A 19,017-nucleotide genomic window follows, 5' to 3' on the forward strand; every position below is an offset into this window, starting at 1 on the left:
CCGGCATGGCATTCGATCAATCACAAACCCTGACCCGATACATATCGCCCCAGGCGTTCTGCCTCCACGCCACGTGGCAGCGCGGATAGACCGGCTGGTAAACAACCGGCGGGGCGTAGGCCGGTGCAGCATAAACGGGTGGACCGTAGGCGGGCGCGTAATATGCGGGGCCATAAGCGTAGCCGGGATGTCTTGCACCCGCAATCAGCGCTCCGCCAATGATCGTGCCGGCAATGCCGGCGGCAAGGCCGCGGCCGAAATTATTGCGCGCTTCCGCCTGGCTGGTGGTGGCAATTGTGGTGCCCGCAATTGTCAAGGCAACCAGACCAGCGGTGGCAAACCTGTTGATATTGGTCCACATCGTCCTGCTCCTTCATCACCCGGCGGCATCTACCGATCCGCCGCACCGCGTATGGAGCTGAGACTACGCCGGTGAAGACTACCGGCGCATGTCCGTTTCGTTACATCGTGGTAATTTTCGCGGAGGCTTAGGGGTTGGGTTTTTCGAGGATTGGCCATTTGTTAGCAGGCCGAGGGTGGGTGAGGCTTACCCCCCTTCGGAAAACTCTCAATGGGCCCCAACGCCCCCAATCTACGACCGCGCCAGTTCCGCCAGCTGCGTCATGATCATCGCCGCACCCGCCAGCCGCTTTTCCGGCGTCGGCAGATCGCGGTTGAGGAACAGGCTGTGATCGGGGCGGATTTTCGCCATGGAACCCTGCTTGCCGATATACCCCACAAGCGCCGCCGGGTTGGGGAATTCCTTGTTGCGGAACTGCACGACAACGCCCTTCGGCCCGGCATCCACCTTCTCGACATTGGCGGTGCGGCAGAGCGACTTGATGTAGACGATCTTGAGGAGATGCTGCACCTCTTTCGGCAGCGGGCCGAAACGGTCGATCATTTCCGCACCGAAACCATCGATCTCGCTGATATCCGCAAGCTCGCCGAGACGGCGGTAAAGACCCATGCGCAGATGCAGATCGGGAACATAATCCTCCGGGATCATGACAGAGGTGCCGACCGAGATTTGCGGCGACCAGCCGCTATCCTGCACCTGCTCGTCGCCCTTCACTTCGGCAACCGCCTCTTCCAGCATCTGCTGGTAAAGCTCGAAGCCGACTTCCTTGATATGGCCGGACTGTTCCTCGCCGAGCAGATTGCCCGCGCCGCGAATATCGAGGTCGTGGCTCGCAAGCTGGAAGCCGGCGCCCAGCGTATCGAGCGATTGCAGCACCTTCAGCCGCCGCTCCGCCATCGTCGTCAGTACCTTGTTGACCGGCAGGGTGAAAAGCGCGAAGGCGCGCACCTTGGAACGGCCGACACGGCCACGCAGCTGGTAAAGCTGCGCGAGGCCGAACATGTCGGCGCGATGCACGATCAGCGTATTGGCGGTCGGCACGTCGAGGCCGGATTCAACGATGGTGGTCGACAGCAGCACATCATATTTGCCGTCATAAAAGGCGTTCATGATGTCTTCGAGTTCGCCCGCCGGCATCTGGCCGTGCGCCACCGCAACCTTCAACTCCGGTACATCGGATTGGAGGAAGGCGTGGATATCGGCGAGATCGGCAAGACGCGGGCAGACATAGAAGCTCTGGCCGCCACGATAGTGTTCGCGCATCAGCGTCTCGCGGATCACCAGCGGATCGAAGGGCGAGATGAAGGTGCGCACCGCCATGCGGTCCACCGGCGGTGTGGTGATGAGCGATAGTTCGCGCACGCCTGTCATGGCAAGCTGCAAGGTGCGCGGAATGGGCGTCGCAGAGAGCGTCAGCACATGCACGTCGCTCTTCAGCTCCTTCAGGCGCTCCTTGTGCTTCACCCCGAAATGCTGCTCTTCATCGATGATCAGCAGGCCGAGATTGGCGAAGCTGATGCCTGCGCCGAGCAGCGCATGGGTACCAACGACGATATCCGTCTTGCCGTCCGCCACTTCCTTTTTCGTAAGCGTCAGTTCCTTGGAGCCCACGAGGCGCGAAGCCTGCTGCACCCGGATCGGCAACCCACGGAAACGTTCCGAGAAGGTGCGGAAATGCTGGCGGGAAAGCAGCGTGGTCGGCACCACGACCGCCACCTGCACGCCGTTCATGGCGGCGAGGAACGCGGCGCGCAGCGCCACCTCGGTCTTGCCGAAACCGACATCGCCGCAGATGAGCCGATCCATCGGCCGGCCGGCGCCCAGATCCTCGCGGATGGACTCAATCGCGTTCAGCTGATCTTCCGTCTCATCATAGGGGAAACGGGCGGCGAATTCGTCGTAAAGCCCATCCGGCGCAGTCAGCACCGGCGCATGGCGCACCAGACGCGCGGCTGCAATGCGGATAAGCTCGTCGGCCATGTCCAGCAGGCGTTTCTTGAGCTTGGCCTTGCGCATCTGCCATGCGCCGCCGCCAAGCTTGTCCAGCTGCGCTTCCGCCGCATCCGAACCGTAACGGGACAGAAGATCGATGTTTTCAACGGGCAGGAACAGCTTGGCGTCATCGGCATAATGCAGTTCGAGACAGGCGCGCGGCGCACCCGCCGCCTCGATGGTCCGCAGGCCGACGAAGCGGCCGATGCCATGTTCGGCATGGACGACCAGCGAGCCCTCATCCAGCCCCGCCACTTCCGAGATGAAATCCGCGCCGCGTTTGCGACGCTTGGAGCGGCGCACCATGCGGTCGCCGAGAATATCCTGCTCGCCGATAACGGCCAGCATTCCGGTTTCGAAACCCGCCTCAAGGCTGAGAACCGCCGAGGCCGCCTCGCCCTTGCCGAGCTTCTCCACCTCTTTCAGCGAAGTAACCGGCTTGATCTTCTCAAGCCCGTGCTCGTTCAGCACCTGTAACAACCGGTCGAGCGAACCTTCCGACCAGCCGGTGATCAGCACCTTCCAGCCCTTGGCGCGGCGCTCGGCAATGTGCTTCACCGCCAGATCGAAAACATTGACCCGTTCTTCGCTCTCACCCGCGGTTGGCGGGCGCGCCCAGCGCGGCCCGACATGGGCGTCAAGCGTGGCGACCGGGCGGCCTTCGCTGTCCTGCTCGTTGAAAGGCGTCAGACGCACCGCATTGACGGCAGCAAGCGCGGCATCGAAGCTCTTTCCATCGAGATAGAGCTGGCCGGGCGAAACCGGCTTGTAGGGCGCACCCTGCGTCGAGCCCTTGGTTTCGCCGGAGCTGCGGCGCGCATCGTAATAATCGAGCACCAGCTTGGAGCGCTCTTTCGCCGCCTCCCGCGCCGTATGGTCGGTGACGATGCGGAAATCCTTCAGATAATCGAAGGCGGTCTCCAGCTGCTCGTAAAACAGCGGCAGCCAATGCTCCATGCCGGCATAACGGCGGCCTTCGGAGACGGCCTGATAAAGCGCATCGTCGCGGGTCGCCGCGCCGAACAGCGACAGGTAATTCTTGCGGAAACGGCTGATCGTGTCGGGCGTCAGCGTCACTTCGCTCATCGGGTTCAGATCGAGCGAGCGCGCCTGCCCGATGGTGCGCTGGCTGGCAGGATCGAAGGTGCGAATGCTTTCCAGCGTATCGCCGAAGAAATCGAGCCGCACCGGCTCTTCCGTGCCCGGCACGAAGACATCGAGAATACCGCCACGCACGGCGAATTCACCCACTTCGCGCACCGTCGCCACCCGGTCGAAACCGTTGCGCTCCAGCCGCGCGGCAATCTCTTCCATGCGGATCTGGTTGCCGGGGCGGGCCGAAAAGCCGAGGCTTTCGATAATGTCGCGCGGCGCCATCTTCTGCAGCATGGCGTTGACGGTGACCAGCACGATGGCCGGATGCGGTTTCTTCGCATGGGCGATGAGACCGGAGAGCGCCGCCAGCCGGCGCGCCGAAGTGTCAGCGCTCGGTGACACGCGGTCATAGGGCAGGCAGTCCCAGGCCGGCAGCGTCATCACCGGAATATCCGGCGCGACGAAACCGAGGATCTGCTCGAGATCGGCGACCCGCTGGCCATCCGACATCACATAGGCGACCGACGTGCCGGCCCGCGCCATATCGGCAAGCAAAAGGGCTTCCATGCCGGAAGGCACGTTTCCGATGGTCAGCGGCGTATCGGCCGACGACACCAGCTTTGCATCGAATCCGGCTATCATATTCTCACGCTTTCAGGGTGTCAGTGGTGACGAGATCGAAATCGGGACGGTAGGAGGCGATCTTCTCGAACAGCGGGGTCTGGAATTTTTCCGGTATGGCAAGGGCACCGGTCACCATCTTGACGAGGTCGTTATCCTCTTCCGCCATGATGATCTCAAGCTCGTCGAGCTGGTCATCGGAAAGCCCGGCAATATTGTCTTCCGCGAATTGCCCGAGCACCAGATCCATCTCGCGAATGCCCCGATGCCAGCAGCGGTAAAGAATCCGCCGGCGTCTCGGATCGAGGTCGGCACTCGTGCGCACCAGTCCAGTCATCGCATTCACCTTTCGGTTGGCTATTCAACAGCATGTTGACTGCGACCTCCTATAGAACAGGAGGCGAACGCTTGGGAACCGGTTTTTATCGAAATAATGCCACGGCAGTGAAAATCTGCCGGTGATAACCCGCCTTTGTGACCAGCGAAGTCTTGCATAAGCCGCCCCCTTCCCTGATTTTGCTGACCCATGCGCCCGGCCATTCTCGATCCGCTGTTTGCCTCCGTCTCCACCCTTGCCGGTGTGGGGCCGAAGCTCGCCGATCTTCTGGCCAAGCTTTTGAGCCGGGAAAGCGCCGACGACACCCGCGTCATTGATCTCCTGTTCCACGCGCCATCCAACGTCATCGACCGCCGCAACCGTCCCGGCATTGCGCTGGCCAGCCCCGGCGCCATTGTCACCATTCAGGGACGCGTCGACCGCCACCAGCCGCCGCCGCCGCCGGGAAACCGCAACGCGCCCTATCGTGTCTTCCTGCATGACGAGACCGGCGAACTGGCGCTGACCTTCTTCCGCGCCAAGGGCGACTGGCTGTCCAAGGCCCTGCCCGTCGATGAAGAGGTTCTCGTCAGCGGCAAGGTGGACTGGTTCAACGGCCGTGCCTCCATGGTGCATCCGGATTTCATGGTGAAGCTTTCCGAGGCGGAAAACCTGCCTTTGGTGGAAGCGGTCTATCCCATGACCGCCGGACTATCGCCCAAGGTGCTGCGCCGCGCCATTGAAGGCGGGCTGTCGAAGCTGCCGGTCTTTCCGGAATGGATCGATGAAACGCTGAAGACCCGGCAGGGTTTCGGCGACGTGGCATCGAGCTTCCGTGAATTGCACGACCCGCGCGACAGCGCCGATATCGAGCCGCAGGCCCCGGCGCGCAGACGGCTTGCCTATGACGAATTCCTCGCCGGGCAATTATCACTGGCGTTGGTGCGCCAGCGGCTGCGCAAGGTGGCGGGCCAGCCGATCCGCGCCAAGGGTGATATCGCCGCAAAAATCCTGTCGCAATTGCCCTTCTCGCTGACGGCAAGCCAGAGCGCTGCGGTGAAAGATATCCTGACCGACATGGCCGGCGAAGACCGCATGTTACGCCTGCTGCAGGGCGATGTGGGGGCGGGCAAGACTCTGGTGGCGCTGATGGCCATGGCAACGGCGGTGGAGGCCGGCGGACAGGCGGTGCTGATGGCCCCGACCGAAATCCTCGCCCGCCAGCATTACGCCACCATATCCAAACTCGCTCAGGCAGCCGGCATCACCGTCGAAGTGCTGACCGGCCGCACCAAGGGCAAGGAGCGCCGCGAGATCGAGGAGCGCATCGCTTCCGGCGAAGCGCAGATCGTCATCGGCACGCATGCGCTGTTCCAGGACAGCGTCGCCTATAAGAACCTTGTGCTGGCCGTGGTGGATGAACAACACCGTTTCGGCGTTCACCAGCGCCTGCGCCTCACCGCCAAGGGCATCACGCCGCATATGCTGGTCATGACCGCCACGCCCATTCCGCGCACGCTGGTTCTTGCCGCCTTCGGAGACATGGATGTCTCCAAGCTCACCGAAAAGCCGGCCGGCCGCAAACCCATCCAGACCGTGACGATCCCCACTGAGCGGATCGGCGACATCGTCGAGCGACTGCGCGCGGCGCTGAAGGAGGGCAAGAAGGCCTACTGGATCTGCCCGCTGGTGGAGGAAACGGAAGAATCCGACCTAATGTCGGCGGAGGAGCGGCATGCGGTTCTCTCGCAAATGCTCGGCGTCAATATCGGCCTGATCCACGGGCGTATGAGCGGCCCGGAGAAGGACGCCTCCATGCTGGCCTTCAAGAATGGCGAAACCCGGCTGCTGGTGGCGACGACCGTGGTGGAAGTCGGCGTCGACGTACCGGATGCGACGATCATGGTCATCGAACATGCCGAACGTTTTGGCCTTGCCCAGCTTCACCAGCTGCGCGGCCGTGTGGGCCGCGGCGACGAGGCTTCCACCTGCATCCTGCTCTATAAAGGCCCGCTCAGCGAAAACGGCCGTGCCCGGCTCTCCATTCTGCGTGACAGCGAGGATGGCTTCCTCATCGCCGAGGAGGATTTGAAGCTGCGCGGCGAAGGCGAGCTGCTCGGCACCCGCCAGTCCGGCACGCCGGGCTTCCGCATCGCCAGCCTCGAGGCCCATGCCGATCTTCTGGAAATCGCCCGCAAGGACGCGGCTTACGTCATCGAACGCGACCCCGAACTGACAGGCCCGCGCGGCAATGCGCTGCGCACCCTGCTCTACCTGCACCGCCGCGACGAAGCGATCCGCTTCCTGCACGCCGGCTGAAAGTGAACGCCCATGAACATGATCGAGCCGCGCCGCCCGCCACCCGCCTTCCGTAAAGGTTATGCACTGTGCTCGCCGCAGAATATCCTGCAACCCGAGACATTCGCGAAGAGCGAAAAAAAGGCGATCGGCAAGGCGTTCAAGAAGCCCGGACGCAAGAAGGCGTGGAGCCAGGCGCTGGAAGAAGGCTGGAGCGTGCGGCTGGTCTATATGCGGCTTTTCGTTCCCGTTTTCCACGCGACAACCACCGGCACGGAAGTGGATGATCTGGATGATGAGGACTGACCATGAAGTCCGGAGACTGTTGGGCTAAAGCGCCGAAGGCCACCGCTGCGATGTGTGGATGATCGTCAAAATTTCGATATCCCCACCCACGCGATAGGCAATGATGTAGGAAATGTCGGGAAGCACAGCTTCCCGTGTTCCTCTGATGCGTCCGACCCGCCCCATGGCTGGCTGCTCCACCAACATATCAACGGCCGAGACAATGCGGGAAATCACCCGTGCCGCAGCCGCTGGATTATCCTTTTCGATATGCACACCAATTTCATCGAGCCGTCGCAGCGCCCGTAAGGTCCAACGAATTCGCCGGTCACTCATGACGGCCGGGCGGACTTGACGTATTTTCCGACAATGTTTGCGAGATCTTCGGGTGTGCCAAACTCGCCGCGATCCGCTTCCGCCAAACCGGCCTCGATCTCGGCTAGCTGCCACTCCTCACGGGCAACATAGTCCTCAATCGCCCGCGCCGCCATGTAGGACCGCGAGCGTTCAAGCTTCTCAGCAAGCTGATCGAGCTTGTCGGTAACCTCGTCCGGCAAACGCACCGTGAATGCGGTCATGATCGCAACCTCCTTGGTTCACTATGATTATTGGTGAACCACATTGGTTCGTCAACCGTATTGCTTTACATCCCTCCGTGAGAATGGAGAAGGAATCTAGCGCCTTGCGAATGCGTTCAAACCGGCGCAATCATCTTCGGCGGCTTGAAATCCGGGGCCACCAGACCGCCGGATATCAGCAGTTTCGCCGCATCTTCCGGCGTCATGTCCAGCATCACGATCTTGTCTTTCGGCACGAACAGCAGGAAACCGGCCGTCGGCACCGGTGTCGGCGGCAGGAAGACGGCGACCATCTGCTGGCCCATTTCGTTAAAGCGATGGGCAAGCTCGCCCTTGGCCTCGGAGGCGACGAAGACCATCGCCCAGGTGCCGGATGACGGAAACTCGATCAGGCCGACCTTCTTGAAGGAGTTCGAATGCTCCTTCAGGACGGATTCGAACAGCTGCTTGATGCTCTTGTAGATCGGCCGCACCAGCGGCATGCGGTTGAGGATGGATTCGCCGACGCCGAAAATCCATTTGCCGATGAGGTTATTGCCGAGAAAACCGATGAGGGTGATGCCGATGACGGCGATCAGCAGGCCGAAACCGGGAATAGCCACATCGAAATATTGCTCGGGATCGTAACGGGCCGGAATATAGGGCTTCACCCAGCTATCGGCCCATTGCAGGAAACTCCACACCAGCCACATGGTGATGGTGACGGGCGCGAGGATCAGAACGCCCGTGAGGAAACTATTGCGCAGGCGGGCTGCGAATGAAATTTTGACAGGAATATCGGTCATTTACCGTTCGGAATTAAGCGTTGTCGCCATCGAAACCCGGATGAAAACCGACAATGCCGGATGGAGTTCCACCATGCAAGCGCAAGGCCAACAAATATTTGTCAGGAATGCCATTACTGTGCAGGCCATCGAAACGCTCGAATCCGAGCCGGCCGTAATAGGCAGGACTGCCGGCCAGAACGCAGCCGGCAGCCCCAAGCCGTTCCAGCATTGCAAGTCCCTCATGCACCAGCTGCGACCCGATGCCCTGACTTTGCCTTTCGGGAGAAACCGAAATCGGCCCGAGCGCGAACCAGCGGCCTTCCGCGCCGGAAATCGTGGCCGGCGAAAAGGCGACATGGCCAACGATGTCCCCGGCCTCCTCCGCCACCAGAGAAATGGTGAGCGCACCTGCCTTGCGCAGCCTGTCGACGATCAGATGTTCCGTCTGGTCGCTGAAGGGCATGTCCCGGAACGCCGCTTCCGTCAGCGCTCCGATCGCCTCTTCATCGCCCTGCCGCTCAGGCCGGACGATCATTCCACCGTTACCGATTTCGCCAGATTGCGCGGCTGGTCCACATCCGTGCCCATGAAGACGGCGGTGTGATAAGCGAGCAGCTGGATCGGCAGCGAGAAGACCATCGGCGCAATCAGCTCATCGACATTGGGCAGCGTGATCGTCGCCATGGTGTCGAGCGTGGAAGCGGCAGCCCCCTTCTCATCGGTGATGAAGATGATGCGGCCGCCGCGCGCAGCGACCTCCTGCATGTTCGACACCGTCTTTTCGAAGAAACGGTCATGCGGCGCGATGACGATGACCGGCATGTTCTCGTCGATCAGTGCGATAGGCCCATGCTTCAGCTCGCCGGCGGCATAACCTTCGGCGTGGATATAGGAGATTTCCTTGAGCTTCAGCGCGCCTTCCAGCGCCAGCGGGAAGCTGGTGCCGCGGCCGAGATAAAGCACGTCCTTGAAACGCGACAGATCGCGCGACAGCGCTTCGATCTGCGGCTGGATGCTGTTGAGAACCTTGCTCATGATGCGCGGCATCTCGGTGAGATGGCGAACCAGTTCGGTTTCCTGCTGGGGCGTGATCGTACCGCGCGCTTTTCCGGCGGCAACGGCAAGCGAAGCGAGCACTGCAAGCTGGCAGGTGAAGGCCTTGGTGGAGGCGACGCCGATTTCCGGACCGGCAAGGATCGGGAAGATCGCATCGGATTCGCGCGCCATGGTGGATTCGCGCGTGTTGACCACCGCGCCGATCTTCAGCCCCTCCTGCTGGCAATAACGCAGGGCCGCCAGCGTATCGGCGGTTTCGCCCGATTGCGAGATGAACAGTGCGGCCTGCGTGGGAACGAGCGGGATTTCACGGTAACGGAATTCCGAGGCGACATCGATTTCCACCGGCAGACGCGCATAACGCTCGAACCAGTATTTGCCGATCAGGCCGGACAGATAGGCCGTACCGCAGGCGGAAATGGCAAGGCCGGAAAGCTTGGCGAAGTCGATGGCCGTGTCGGCCTGCTTCACGGTCTTGGAAGCGAAATCCACATAGTGGCTCAGCGCATGGGAAATGACTTCCGGCTGCTCGTAGATTTCCTTTTCCATGAAGTGGCGATGGTTGCCCTTGTCGACCACATAGGCCGTCGCCTGCGAAATCTGCCGCTCGCGCTTCACCGGTTTGCCGGAGAAATCGATGATTTCCGCACCCTGCCGGGTCACGATGGCGCAATCGCCATCCACCAGGTAGGTGATCTCGTTGGTGAAGGGCGACAGCGCGATGGCGTCGGACCCGAGGAACATTTCGCCCCGACCGTAACCGACGGCAAGCGGCGGGCCGGAACGGGCCGAAAGCAGCGTGCCGGGATCGTCCTTGAACATGACGACCAGCGCATAGGCGCCCGTCACGCGGTTCAGCATCTTCAGCATCGCCTCGCGATGGCCGAGACCCTCGCGGGTATATTTCGCCAGAAGCTGCGCCACCACTTCGGTATCGGTCTGGGTGGTGAAGCTCGCGCCCCCGGCGGTCAGCTCTTCACGCAGTTCGGCAAAGTTTTCGATGATGCCATTATGCACGACGGCGACGCCGTCGACGAAATGCGGATGGGCATTGGTTTCGTTCGGAACGCCATGGGTCGCCCAGCGTGTGTGAGCGATGCCGACCACGCCCGGCAGCGGCTCTTCCGAAAGTCTCTTCTCCAGGTTGAAGAGCTTTCCTTCCGCCCGGCGACGGTCCATCGCGCCATTGTCGATGGTGGCGACACCCGCCGAATCGTAACCGCGATATTCGAGACGCTTCAGCGCATCGACAAGCCGTTCAGCAACGGGCTGGGTTCCGACAATTCCGACAATTCCGCACATATATTTCTCCAGACGGCGATCTTTTCGCCGCAACTTTCAGAGCATTTTCGCATTTCCCTGAAATGCAAAAATACTCCACGTTTTTATTCTGACGCATTTCCGGACGTAAAACCGCTGCACACTTTTACTGGAAATGCTTTAATCGTTTCCCTGAAATCGGCAATTACGCCGCCGGTCACTTTCGGTATCGCTCGGTAACGTCCCTCAAGAGGACTTTTTCTTTGCTTCCTTCAGCGCCTTTGCCCGCTCGCGCACCACAGTTGCCCGGCCCGGCTTTACTTCCTGACGAGCACGTCCAAAAGCCAGCGCATCATCAGGCACATCGTCGGTAATCACGCTGCCGGAGGCGATATAGGCCCCCTCTCCAATGGTGACAGGAGCGACCAGGGACGAGTTCGAGCCAATAAAACTGTTCGCACCGATCCGCGTTTCGGCCTTGTTGTAGCCGTCGTAATTGCAGGTGATGGTGCCAGCGCCGATATTGCTGCCCGCGCCGATGAATGCATCGCCGATATAGGTCAGATGGTTGACCTTGGCGCCCTCGCCGATCTCCGCCTTCTTGACCTCGCAGAAATTGCCCACCTTGGCATTGGCGTGCAGGTTCGCGCCCGGACGCAGCCGCGCATAGGGGCCGACAGTCGCACCTTCGGCGACATGCGCCCCTTCCAGATGCGAAAACGCATGGATGACGGCGCCCGGCTCGATGGTGACACCGGGACCGATGACGACATTCGGTTCGATCAAAACGTCCTGACCGATCTTAGTGTCATAGGAGAGGAAGACGGTTTCGGGCGCAATCATCGAAACGCCGTCCACCATCAATTCGTGGCGGCGACGTTCCTGCCAGAGCTTCTCGATAAAGGCCAGTTCGGCGCGATTGTTGCAGCCGACCAGTTCCGTTTCGGGCGCATCGATGGCGACGGCGCGGCGGCCGAGGGAACGGGCGATCTCGACCACATCGGTCAGATAATATTCGCCCTTCACATTGCTGTTGCCGATCCGGTCGAGCAGGTCCAGCGCGTTGCGACCGTTGATGGCCATCAATCCGCTATTGCACCAGGTAACCTTACGCTCCGCATCGGTCGCGTCCTTCTCCTCGCGGATAGCGACAAGTTCGCCATCCTTGACCAGAAGCCGGCCGTAACCGGTCGGGCGGTCGGTATGGAAACCGATGACGGCGACATCGGCGCCGGCGGCAATCGCCTCACGCGCCCGGTCGAGCGTTGCGGAAGTGATGAGCGGTACATCGCCATAGGCAACGATGAGATCGTCAAAACCGCGTTCGATGGCCGCGCGTGCGGCAAGAACCGCATGGCCAGTGCCCTTGCGCTCCGTCTGCAGGAAAGCTTCGACCTGAAGGCCCTTCATGCCTGCGGCCGCAGCGACATTGTCGGCATCGCGCCCGACCACCAGCGCCACCGTGCCGACGCCGGATCCAGCCACCGCCTCAACCACATGGCTGATCATCGGACGCCCGGCGACCGGATGCAGCACCTTGGATTTCGACGATTTCATGCGCGTGCTGTCGCCCGCTGCGAGAATAACGGCTAGAGAGCTGCGCTCCATAAGACCTCCAACACCCAGTCACCGGCCGCGGCGCGGCCAGGACGACGGCATATGTTTGACTTCACGCCGTCCGGCAAAACGAACGGGCGCATCGGTAATTTCATTCCGGAATTGCTATAACGGCGGCCCACTTAAGAAACCATGCAAATCTGCACCAAATTTCCGCACCGATTTTCATCAAACGTGATTGGAACGGGATCGCATCCCGCTCCCGCGTTGTGATTTATCGCCGGGGGTTGCGGGCAGTGAATTCCAGCACCTGCTGGCGGCCGTTTTCGATCAGCCTTTCCATTTCGCGGCGCGCTGCGGCCTCGTCGCGCAGGCGAAACGCCTCCACGAGCCGCAGGTGGGAGGCCGACACGTCGGAAATCTCATTGGGGTCGGTTTCCGGGTTGCTCATCCGGAAAATGCCCACCAGAGCCGCCTTTATCAGCGAACCGACGGTGCGCATGAACGGATTGCCGGACATTTCGGTGATGAGGACATGGAAATTCATATCCGCAAGCGCGCGCTTTTCCTTGGAATAGGCCGTATTGCCCATCTCGTTGGCGTAAGCGGCAAGCTTGGCTATGTCGGCGTCCTTTGCCCTGATGGCGGCAAGCCCCGCGCCATAGGGCTCGAAAGCCTGACGGATATCGTAAAGATGCAGCAAAAACTCGTCGCTGACCCCCGCCTCGAAATGCCAGAGCAGCACTTCGCTGTCGAACATGTTCCAGCTTTCGCGCTCCGTCACCCGGGTGCCGATACGCGCCTTGGGGGAAATCATGCCCTTGGCGGTCAGCGTCTTCATCGCTTCGCGCAGCACTGTGCGCGACACTTTCAGCCGGTCCATCAGCTCGGCATCGCCCGGCAGGATATCACCCGTCTTGAAGGTGCCGGACACGATATCGAGACCGAGCTTGTGAACGACCTGTGCATGATTTGTCCGCAGCTTTCGAAAACCTATCGCCGCATCGAGCATTCCGCGCTGCAAGTGCCATGTCCTTCCGTTCGGTTGGCGATCTTAAAAATCGCGCCAGACGTGTATATCTCAAGTCAGAATATAGTGAAAAACATCAAGTCGCCTGAAAAGCAAAGGCAAACTTCGTCCACGGCGTAAAACATATGAAAATAACAAAGGCCGCACATGAATTTCATGTGCGGCCCGTTATCAGCGGGAATGGAAAGTCCCGTTATTGCGGCAGCTTGTCGTCCACACCGGCGACATAGAAGTTGAGACCGAGCAGAACGCCGTCCTCGGCCTTTTCACCCGCCTTCAGCCATTCCGAACCGTCCTGCTTGTTCACCGGGCCGGTGAAGGGGTGCAACTCGCCCGACTTGATCTTGGCTTCGGTGTCCTCGGCCATCTTCTTCACATCGTCAGGCATGTTGGTATAGGGCGCCATGGTCAGGATGCCGTCCTTCAGGCCGTCCCAGATCGATTCGGACTTCCAGGTACCATCGAGAAGGGCCTGCGTGCGCTTGATGTAATAGGCGCCCCAGGTATCCTTGATGGCGGTAAGCTGCGTCTTCGGACCGGCCGCAATCATGTCGGAAGCCTGACCGAAGGCCTTGATGCCGCGTTCTGCGGCAACCTGCATCGGCGCGGTGGTGTCGGTGTGCTGGGTCAGAATGTCGACGCCCTGGTCGATCAGCGCCTTGGCGGCATCGGCTTCCTTGCCGGGGTCGAACCAGGTGTTGGCCCAGACGACCTTGACCTTGAAGTCGGGATTGACGGACTGCGCGCCGAGCACGAAGGCGTCGATGCCCATCACCACTTCCGGGATGGGGAAGGAGGCGATGTAACCGGCGAGACCCTTCTGCGACATCTTCGCGGCGATCTGGCCCTGAATGTAGCGGCCTTCATAGAAACGCGAATTGTAGGTGGCGACGTTTTCGGCGGTCTTGAAGCCGGTGGCGTGTTCGAACTTCACCTTGGGGAACTTCTGGGCCACCTTCACGGTCGCATCCATGAAGCCGAAGGAAGTGGTGAACACCAGTTCGCAACCCGAGCGGGCCATGCGCTCGATGGCGCGCTCAGCATCCGGACCTTCCGGAACGCTTTCGAGGAAAGGCGTTTCAATCTTGTCGCCGAAATGCGCCTGCAGTTCCTGACGGCCGATATCGTGCGCCTGCGTCCAGCCGCCGTCGGTCTTTGAACCGACATAGATGAAGCAGACCTTCTTGGCGTCGGCGGCTTCCGCCGAGGAAACGACGCCGCCGAGAGCCGCAACGGAAGCGGCGAGTGCGATGACCAGTTTTTTCATTTTTACCCCTGTTGGTTTGGAGACTTGTGACTTCTTCACCTGTCCGGCACGAAGGATTTACCCAGCGATGCCGGTGTGTTGATCAAGGTCGTGCGGCGATTATGCGAGATGATGACCAGCACGACAATAGTTGCGAGATAGGGCAGCGCCGAAAGCAGTTGCGACGGTACCCCGATGCCGAAGGCCTGCGCGTGCAATTGGCCGATGGTGACGGCGCCGAACAGGTAACCGCCCGCCAGCACCCGCCATGGGCGCCAGGACGCGAAGACGACGAGCGCCAGCGCAATCCAGCCGCGCCCGGCCGACATGTTTTCCACCCATTGCGGCGTATAGACCAGCGACAGCTGCGCACCGGCAAGACCCGCACAGGCGCCGCCAAACATGACGGCGAGATAACGGGTGCGGATGACATTGATGCCGAGCGCATGGGCCGAAGCGTGACTGTCGCCGATGGCGCGGATTTTGAGGCCCGTGCGGCTCTTGAACAGAAACCAGCCAATGCCGGCGACAAGCGCGATGGAGAGGTAGAAGATCAAATCCTGCCGGAACAGCAGCGGACCGAAGAAGGGAATGTCCGACAGCAGCGGAAAGACGATGGGCTGCAGTTTCACACCCGGCAGGCCGACGAAACTTTCACCCAGCATGCCCGAGACGCCGAGGCCGAGAATGGTGAGCGCAAGGCCCGTCGCCACCTGATTGGTAACGAGCGTCAGCGTCAGGAAACCGAAGAGCAGCGAGAAAACCGCACCCGAGGCAATGCCGGCCAGAATGCCGAGATAGGGAGACCCGGTCATATGCGCGGCCGCGAAAGCGCAGACCGCACCCATGATCATCATGCCCTCGACACCGAGATTGAGGACGCCTGAGCGCTCCGTCACCAGCTCGCCGGAAGCGGCGATGACGAGCGGCGTGGCGGCGGTGATGACGGTGAGAAGAATGGCCTGAAGCATATCCATCATGCCGCTCCTTCTTTACGATGCGCCTTGCCGGAAAAGACGACCCTGATGCGATAGAAGATCAGCGTGTCGCAGGAGAGAACGAAGAACAGCATCAGCCCCTGAAACACGCGCGTCACCTTGTCCGAGACGCCAATCGAAAGCTGCGCCGCCTCGCCGCCGAGATAGGTCAGCGCCAGCACCAGCCCGGAAAGGATGATGCCGAGCGGATTGAGACGGCCGAGAAAGGCGACGATGATGGCGGTAAAGCCGTAACCCGGCGAAATGCTGGGCTGGAGATGGCCGATGGAACCGGAAGCCTCCGATATGCCCGCAAGCCCCGTCAGCGCGCCGGAAAGCAGCAGCGAAAACCACACCATGCGACTGGAGGAAAAACCGGCGAAGCGCCCCGCCCGCGCCGATTGCCCGAGCACGGTGACCTCGAAGCCCTTCAGCATGTAGCGCATCATGAACCACAGCGCGATGGCCGCGACGATGGCGAAAACGAAACCCCAATGCGCCCGGCCCGAGGCCAGCATTTCCGGCAGAACGGCGCTGTCGTTGAAGGGCTTGGTCTGCGGGAAGTTGTAGCCGCCCGGATCGCGCCAGATGCCGCGCGTCAGCCAGTCGAGGAAAAGCTGCGCAACATAGACCAGCATCAGGCTGACGAGGATTTCGTTGGTGTTGAACTTCGTCTTCAAAAGTGCGGGAATACCCGCATAAAGCGCGCCGCCCACGGCGCCCATCACCAGCATCAAAGGCAAAAGCAGCGGCGAATGCCAGTCGGGATAAAGCACCGGCAGAATGGAGCCGGTGATCGCGCCGATGGTGAATTGCCCCTCCGCGCCGATGTTCCAGTTATTGGAGCGATAACAGATCGACAGGCCGACACCGATCAGGATCAGCGGTGCGGCCTTGATCGCCAGCTCGTGCAGCGACCAGACTTCCAGCAGCGGCTCTACGAAAAAGGCGTAAAGCGCGTCCAGCGGGTTCTTGCCGAGCATGGCAAACATGATGGCGCCGACGAGCAGCGTCAGCGTGAGCGCCAGAAGCGGCGAAAGAAGAGTGAAAAGCCTCGAGACCCCTGCCCGTTTTTCAAGCTCAATGCGCATGCTGGGCGGCTCCCGAATGTGTGTGGATGCCGCCCATCAACAGGCCGATCTTTTCAAGCGTCATGTCTTCCACGGGATGGGTCTCTGACAGCTTGCCGTCGGAAATAACAGCGATATTGGTGGCGACTTCGAAGATTTCATCGAGATCCTGGCTGATGACGATGACCGCCGAGCCCGCCTTGGCAAGATCGACCAGCGCCTGGCGAATGCGGCTCGCCGCACCCGCATCCACGCCCCAGGTCGGCTGGTTGACCACCAGCACGGCAGGCTGGCGGTCAAGCTCGCGCCCGACGATGAATTTCTGCAGGTTGCCGCCGGACAGCGACCCGGCCAGCGGATCGGCCCCGCTTTTGCGCACATCCATCGTTTCCGAAATACGCCGCGCCGCCGCCTTGATGACTGAGCCACGCACGATGCGCAGGAAACCGCCGGTCAGAAACGCCTTGCGGTCGGAGCGCGCCCGCGCCAGCAGCAGATTGTCGGAAAGGCTCATGCCGGGAACGGCGGCGTGGCCATGCCGCTCTTCGGGCACGAAACCCGCACCCATCAGCCGACGGCCATTGATGCCGATACGGCCGACCGGCTTGCCGCGCAGATGGATCGCATCGTTATTATAGACCGGATATTCGCCCGAAAGCGCATCGAACAGCTCGCCCTGCCCGTTTCCGGCAACGCCGGCAATCGCCAGCACCTCGCCGGCGCGCACGGTCATGGAGATCGATTTCAGCGCCACGGCAAAAGGCGTGCGCGGCGCGACCGAAAGCCCCATGACCTCGATCTGCGGCGCACCCAGCGCCTCGCCCGTTGCGCGCGAAACGCTTGCGACATCGCTGCCGACCATCATGCGCGCCAGCGATGCCGGCGTTTCCCTGCGCGGATCGCAGGCGCCCGTCACCTTGCCGTGACGCAGAACGGTGGCGCGGTCGCAGATGCGCTGCACCTCTTCGAGGCGATGGCTGATATAAAGCACGGAACGGCCTTCGGCCTTCAGCTTCTCCAGCGTCTCGAACAGCTTGTCAGCCTCCTGCGGCGTCAGCACCGAGGTCGGCTCGTCGAGAATGATGAGGCGCGGATTCTGTAGAAGCGCTCGGACGATTTCGATGCGCTGGCGCTCGCCGACCGAAAGATCGGCCACATGCGCATTGGGATCGAGCGGCAGACCATAGGCGCGCGACAGCGTTTCCGCTTGCCCGGCGATTTCCTTCAAGGAAATTTTCGGATCGAGCGACAGGGCGATGTTCTCAGCAACCGTCAGCGCCTCAAACAGCGAAAAATGCTGGAAGACCATGCCGATGCCGAGCCTGCGGGCCTCGCTTGGCGAGCCTACGGAAACCGGCTGGCCCTGCCAGATAATATCGCCCTCGGTCGGTGCGAGAACGCCGAACAGCATCTTGACGAGCGTGGATTTGCCCGCGCCGTTTTCACCCAGAAGCGCGTGGATTTCGCCCGGCGCAATATCGAGATCGATGCCGTTGCAGGCGGCGAAATTGCCGAACAGCTTGGTCAGCTTGCGAACGGACAGGAGAGGCACGGCCTCCGGCGCCAAAGTTCCAGTCACGAGTTCCCTCTCTCACCAACCGTCATGCCTTCTTCGAGGCGTTTCAAACGATTGCGGTCATTGTTCCCAATCCCGCACCAAAAAGTATGCAATGATACGCGATCAGAACTTATTGATAACGGTTTTGCTGCTGCGCACAACTGAAAAAGACGCCGCTTAAATGCAATTTGCACAAGCAATAAACGGCTTTACCCTTTCCTCATTTCGCGCCGAGCGAGGGGAAAAACTGCAATATTCCACCGATGCAATAAAGATAGATGCCGCTCGCCACAAAGCCGATCACGGCCCAGGTCGGGGTTTCGAAATGCATCAGCAGCGCATAACCGCCAAGCGCGCACCAGATGAAGACCACGGCGAGATTGAGCGGCCGCAATCGCTTCACCCGCACCGGATGCAGGAAGTTGATCGGCAGGAATGTCAAGAACACCGAAACGGTAACGACGATCATCGCCGTGGTGGCGCTGGCGTCCATGACGAACAGGGTGAACACCACCATGTTCCACACCACCGGAAAGCCGGAGAAGAAATATTCGTCCGTCTTCATGCCCATGTCGGCGTAATAAATGGCGCTCGACACCACGATCATGCCCGCGGCCACGAAGGATAGCGGCTCGCCGATCATGCCTTTCTGATAAAGCGCAAAGGCGGGCAGCAGCACATAGGTAACATAGTCGATGATATTATCGAGCGTATCGCCGGACCAGTTGGGCAGCACTTCCTTCACCCTGACCTTGCGGGCGATGGGTCCGTCGATGCCATCCACCAGAAGCGCAAGCCCCAGCCACCAGAACATGTCGACGAAGCGGTGTTCGGCTGCGGCGACCACACCGAGAAAAGCCAGGAACGAGCCGGAGGCCGTGAGCATATGGACCGAAAAGGCGCGGATTTCCGCGTAGGGAACACGCTTATAGTTGAAAATTTTCATAGTC

17 protein-coding genes are annotated in these 19,017 nt (G+C 60.9%); 2 read left to right on the plus strand and 15 right to left on the minus strand.

What is annotated here, in order from left to right:
• Window positions 1-16: 16 nt before the first annotated feature.
• From ACIK7D_RS08120 to ACIK7D_RS08130, 3 genes are all read right to left on the minus strand, one after another.
• Window positions 17-361 carry a hypothetical protein gene (locus ACIK7D_RS08120; RefSeq protein ID WP_400156048.1) on the minus strand — a complete coding sequence of 115 codons (345 nt, stop codon included), beginning with the start codon at window positions 359-361 and terminating at the stop codon, window positions 17-19.
• Window positions 362-592: 231 nt separating this feature from the next.
• Window positions 593-4,090, minus strand: a complete 3,498-nt coding sequence (mfd, locus tag ACIK7D_RS08125) for a transcription-repair coupling factor (protein WP_400156049.1) — start codon at window positions 4,088-4,090, stop codon at window positions 593-595.
• Window positions 4,091-4,094: 4 nt separating this feature from the next.
• Entirely contained in the window at window positions 4,095-4,406 is a 312-nt protein-coding gene (locus tag ACIK7D_RS08130; RefSeq protein WP_065115898.1) for a succinate dehydrogenase assembly factor 2, read from the minus strand.
• A 189-nt stretch (window positions 4,407-4,595) separates the two neighbouring features.
• Here ACIK7D_RS08130 and recG point away from each other — a divergent pair, with 189 nt between their 5' ends.
• Together recG and ACIK7D_RS08140 are read left to right on the plus strand one after the other, a co-directional pair.
• Window positions 4,596-6,704 (plus strand): ATP-dependent DNA helicase RecG, encoded by a 2,109-nt coding sequence (gene recG / locus ACIK7D_RS08135; RefSeq protein WP_400156050.1) that lies wholly within the window; start codon window positions 4,596-4,598, stop codon window positions 6,702-6,704.
• Between the two features lie 12 nt (window positions 6,705-6,716).
• Complete coding sequence (locus ACIK7D_RS08140; RefSeq protein WP_262532952.1) at window positions 6,717-6,989, plus strand: hypothetical protein; 273 nt, start codon at window positions 6,717-6,719, stop codon at window positions 6,987-6,989.
• 24 nt (window positions 6,990-7,013) lie between these two features.
• Here ACIK7D_RS08140 and ACIK7D_RS08145 read toward each other — a convergent pair whose 3' ends face one another.
• The 12 genes from ACIK7D_RS08145 to pcsA form a co-directional block, all read right to left on the minus strand.
• Complete coding sequence (locus ACIK7D_RS08145; RefSeq protein ID WP_127756970.1) at window positions 7,014-7,304, minus strand: type II toxin-antitoxin system RelE/ParE family toxin; 291 nt, start codon at window positions 7,302-7,304, stop codon at window positions 7,014-7,016.
• The gene (locus ACIK7D_RS08150; protein ID WP_080818693.1) at window positions 7,301-7,546 is read right to left on the minus strand and encodes a CopG family ribbon-helix-helix protein; all 246 of its coding nucleotides are present in this window, start codon (window positions 7,544-7,546) and stop codon (window positions 7,301-7,303) included. Before ACIK7D_RS08150 ends, ACIK7D_RS08145 begins: the two co-directional genes overlap by 4 nt.
• Before the next feature lie 116 nt (window positions 7,547-7,662).
• Entirely contained in the window at window positions 7,663-8,331 is a 669-nt protein-coding gene (locus tag ACIK7D_RS08155; protein WP_059760288.1) for a DUF502 domain-containing protein, read from the minus strand.
• 13 nt (window positions 8,332-8,344) lie between these two features.
• A complete protein-coding gene (locus tag ACIK7D_RS08160) occupies window positions 8,345-8,848 on the minus strand; it encodes a GNAT family N-acetyltransferase (RefSeq protein WP_080816803.1) in 504 nt (167 codons plus the stop codon).
• Complete coding sequence (gene glmS / locus ACIK7D_RS08165; protein ID WP_400156051.1) at window positions 8,845-10,671, minus strand: glutamine--fructose-6-phosphate transaminase (isomerizing); 1,827 nt, start codon at window positions 10,669-10,671, stop codon at window positions 8,845-8,847. The genes ACIK7D_RS08160 and glmS overlap by 4 nt, the downstream gene beginning before the upstream one ends.
• A gap of 204 nt (window positions 10,672-10,875) precedes the next feature.
• Window positions 10,876-12,237 carry a bifunctional UDP-N-acetylglucosamine diphosphorylase/glucosamine-1-phosphate N-acetyltransferase GlmU gene (gene glmU, locus ACIK7D_RS08170; protein WP_137453093.1) on the minus strand — a complete coding sequence of 454 codons (1,362 nt, stop codon included), beginning with the start codon at window positions 12,235-12,237 and terminating at the stop codon, window positions 10,876-10,878.
• Window positions 12,238-12,460: 223 nt separating this feature from the next.
• On the minus strand, window positions 12,461-13,198 hold the full coding sequence (locus ACIK7D_RS08175) for a FadR/GntR family transcriptional regulator (RefSeq protein WP_003523438.1): 738 nt from the start codon (window positions 13,196-13,198) through the stop codon (window positions 12,461-12,463).
• Between the two features lie 211 nt (window positions 13,199-13,409).
• Window positions 13,410-14,483 carry a BMP family ABC transporter substrate-binding protein gene (locus ACIK7D_RS08180; protein ID WP_400156052.1) on the minus strand — a complete coding sequence of 358 codons (1,074 nt, stop codon included), beginning with the start codon at window positions 14,481-14,483 and terminating at the stop codon, window positions 13,410-13,412.
• A gap of 35 nt (window positions 14,484-14,518) precedes the next feature.
• A complete protein-coding gene (locus ACIK7D_RS08185) occupies window positions 14,519-15,439 on the minus strand; it encodes an ABC transporter permease (protein ID WP_170985897.1) in 921 nt (306 codons plus the stop codon).
• The gene (locus ACIK7D_RS08190; RefSeq protein ID WP_400156053.1) at window positions 15,439-16,530 is read right to left on the minus strand and encodes an ABC transporter permease; all 1,092 of its coding nucleotides are present in this window, start codon (window positions 16,528-16,530) and stop codon (window positions 15,439-15,441) included. The genes ACIK7D_RS08185 and ACIK7D_RS08190 overlap by 1 nt, the downstream gene beginning before the upstream one ends.
• Complete coding sequence (locus tag ACIK7D_RS08195; protein WP_262535503.1) at window positions 16,520-18,076, minus strand: ABC transporter ATP-binding protein; 1,557 nt, start codon at window positions 18,074-18,076, stop codon at window positions 16,520-16,522. The genes ACIK7D_RS08190 and ACIK7D_RS08195 overlap by 11 nt, the downstream gene beginning before the upstream one ends.
• 211 nt (window positions 18,077-18,287) lie before the next feature.
• Window positions 18,288-19,013: a phosphatidylcholine synthase gene (gene pcsA / locus ACIK7D_RS08200; protein WP_003523443.1), complete on the minus strand. Its 726-nt coding sequence runs from the start codon at window positions 19,011-19,013 to the stop codon at window positions 18,288-18,290.
• Between the last annotated feature and the right edge of the window lie 4 nt (window positions 19,014-19,017).

It is taken from the genome of Agrobacterium sp. P15N1-A (assembly GCF_044626815.1).
GTDB classification, from domain to species: Bacteria; Pseudomonadota; Alphaproteobacteria; order Rhizobiales; family Rhizobiaceae; genus Agrobacterium; species Agrobacterium leguminum.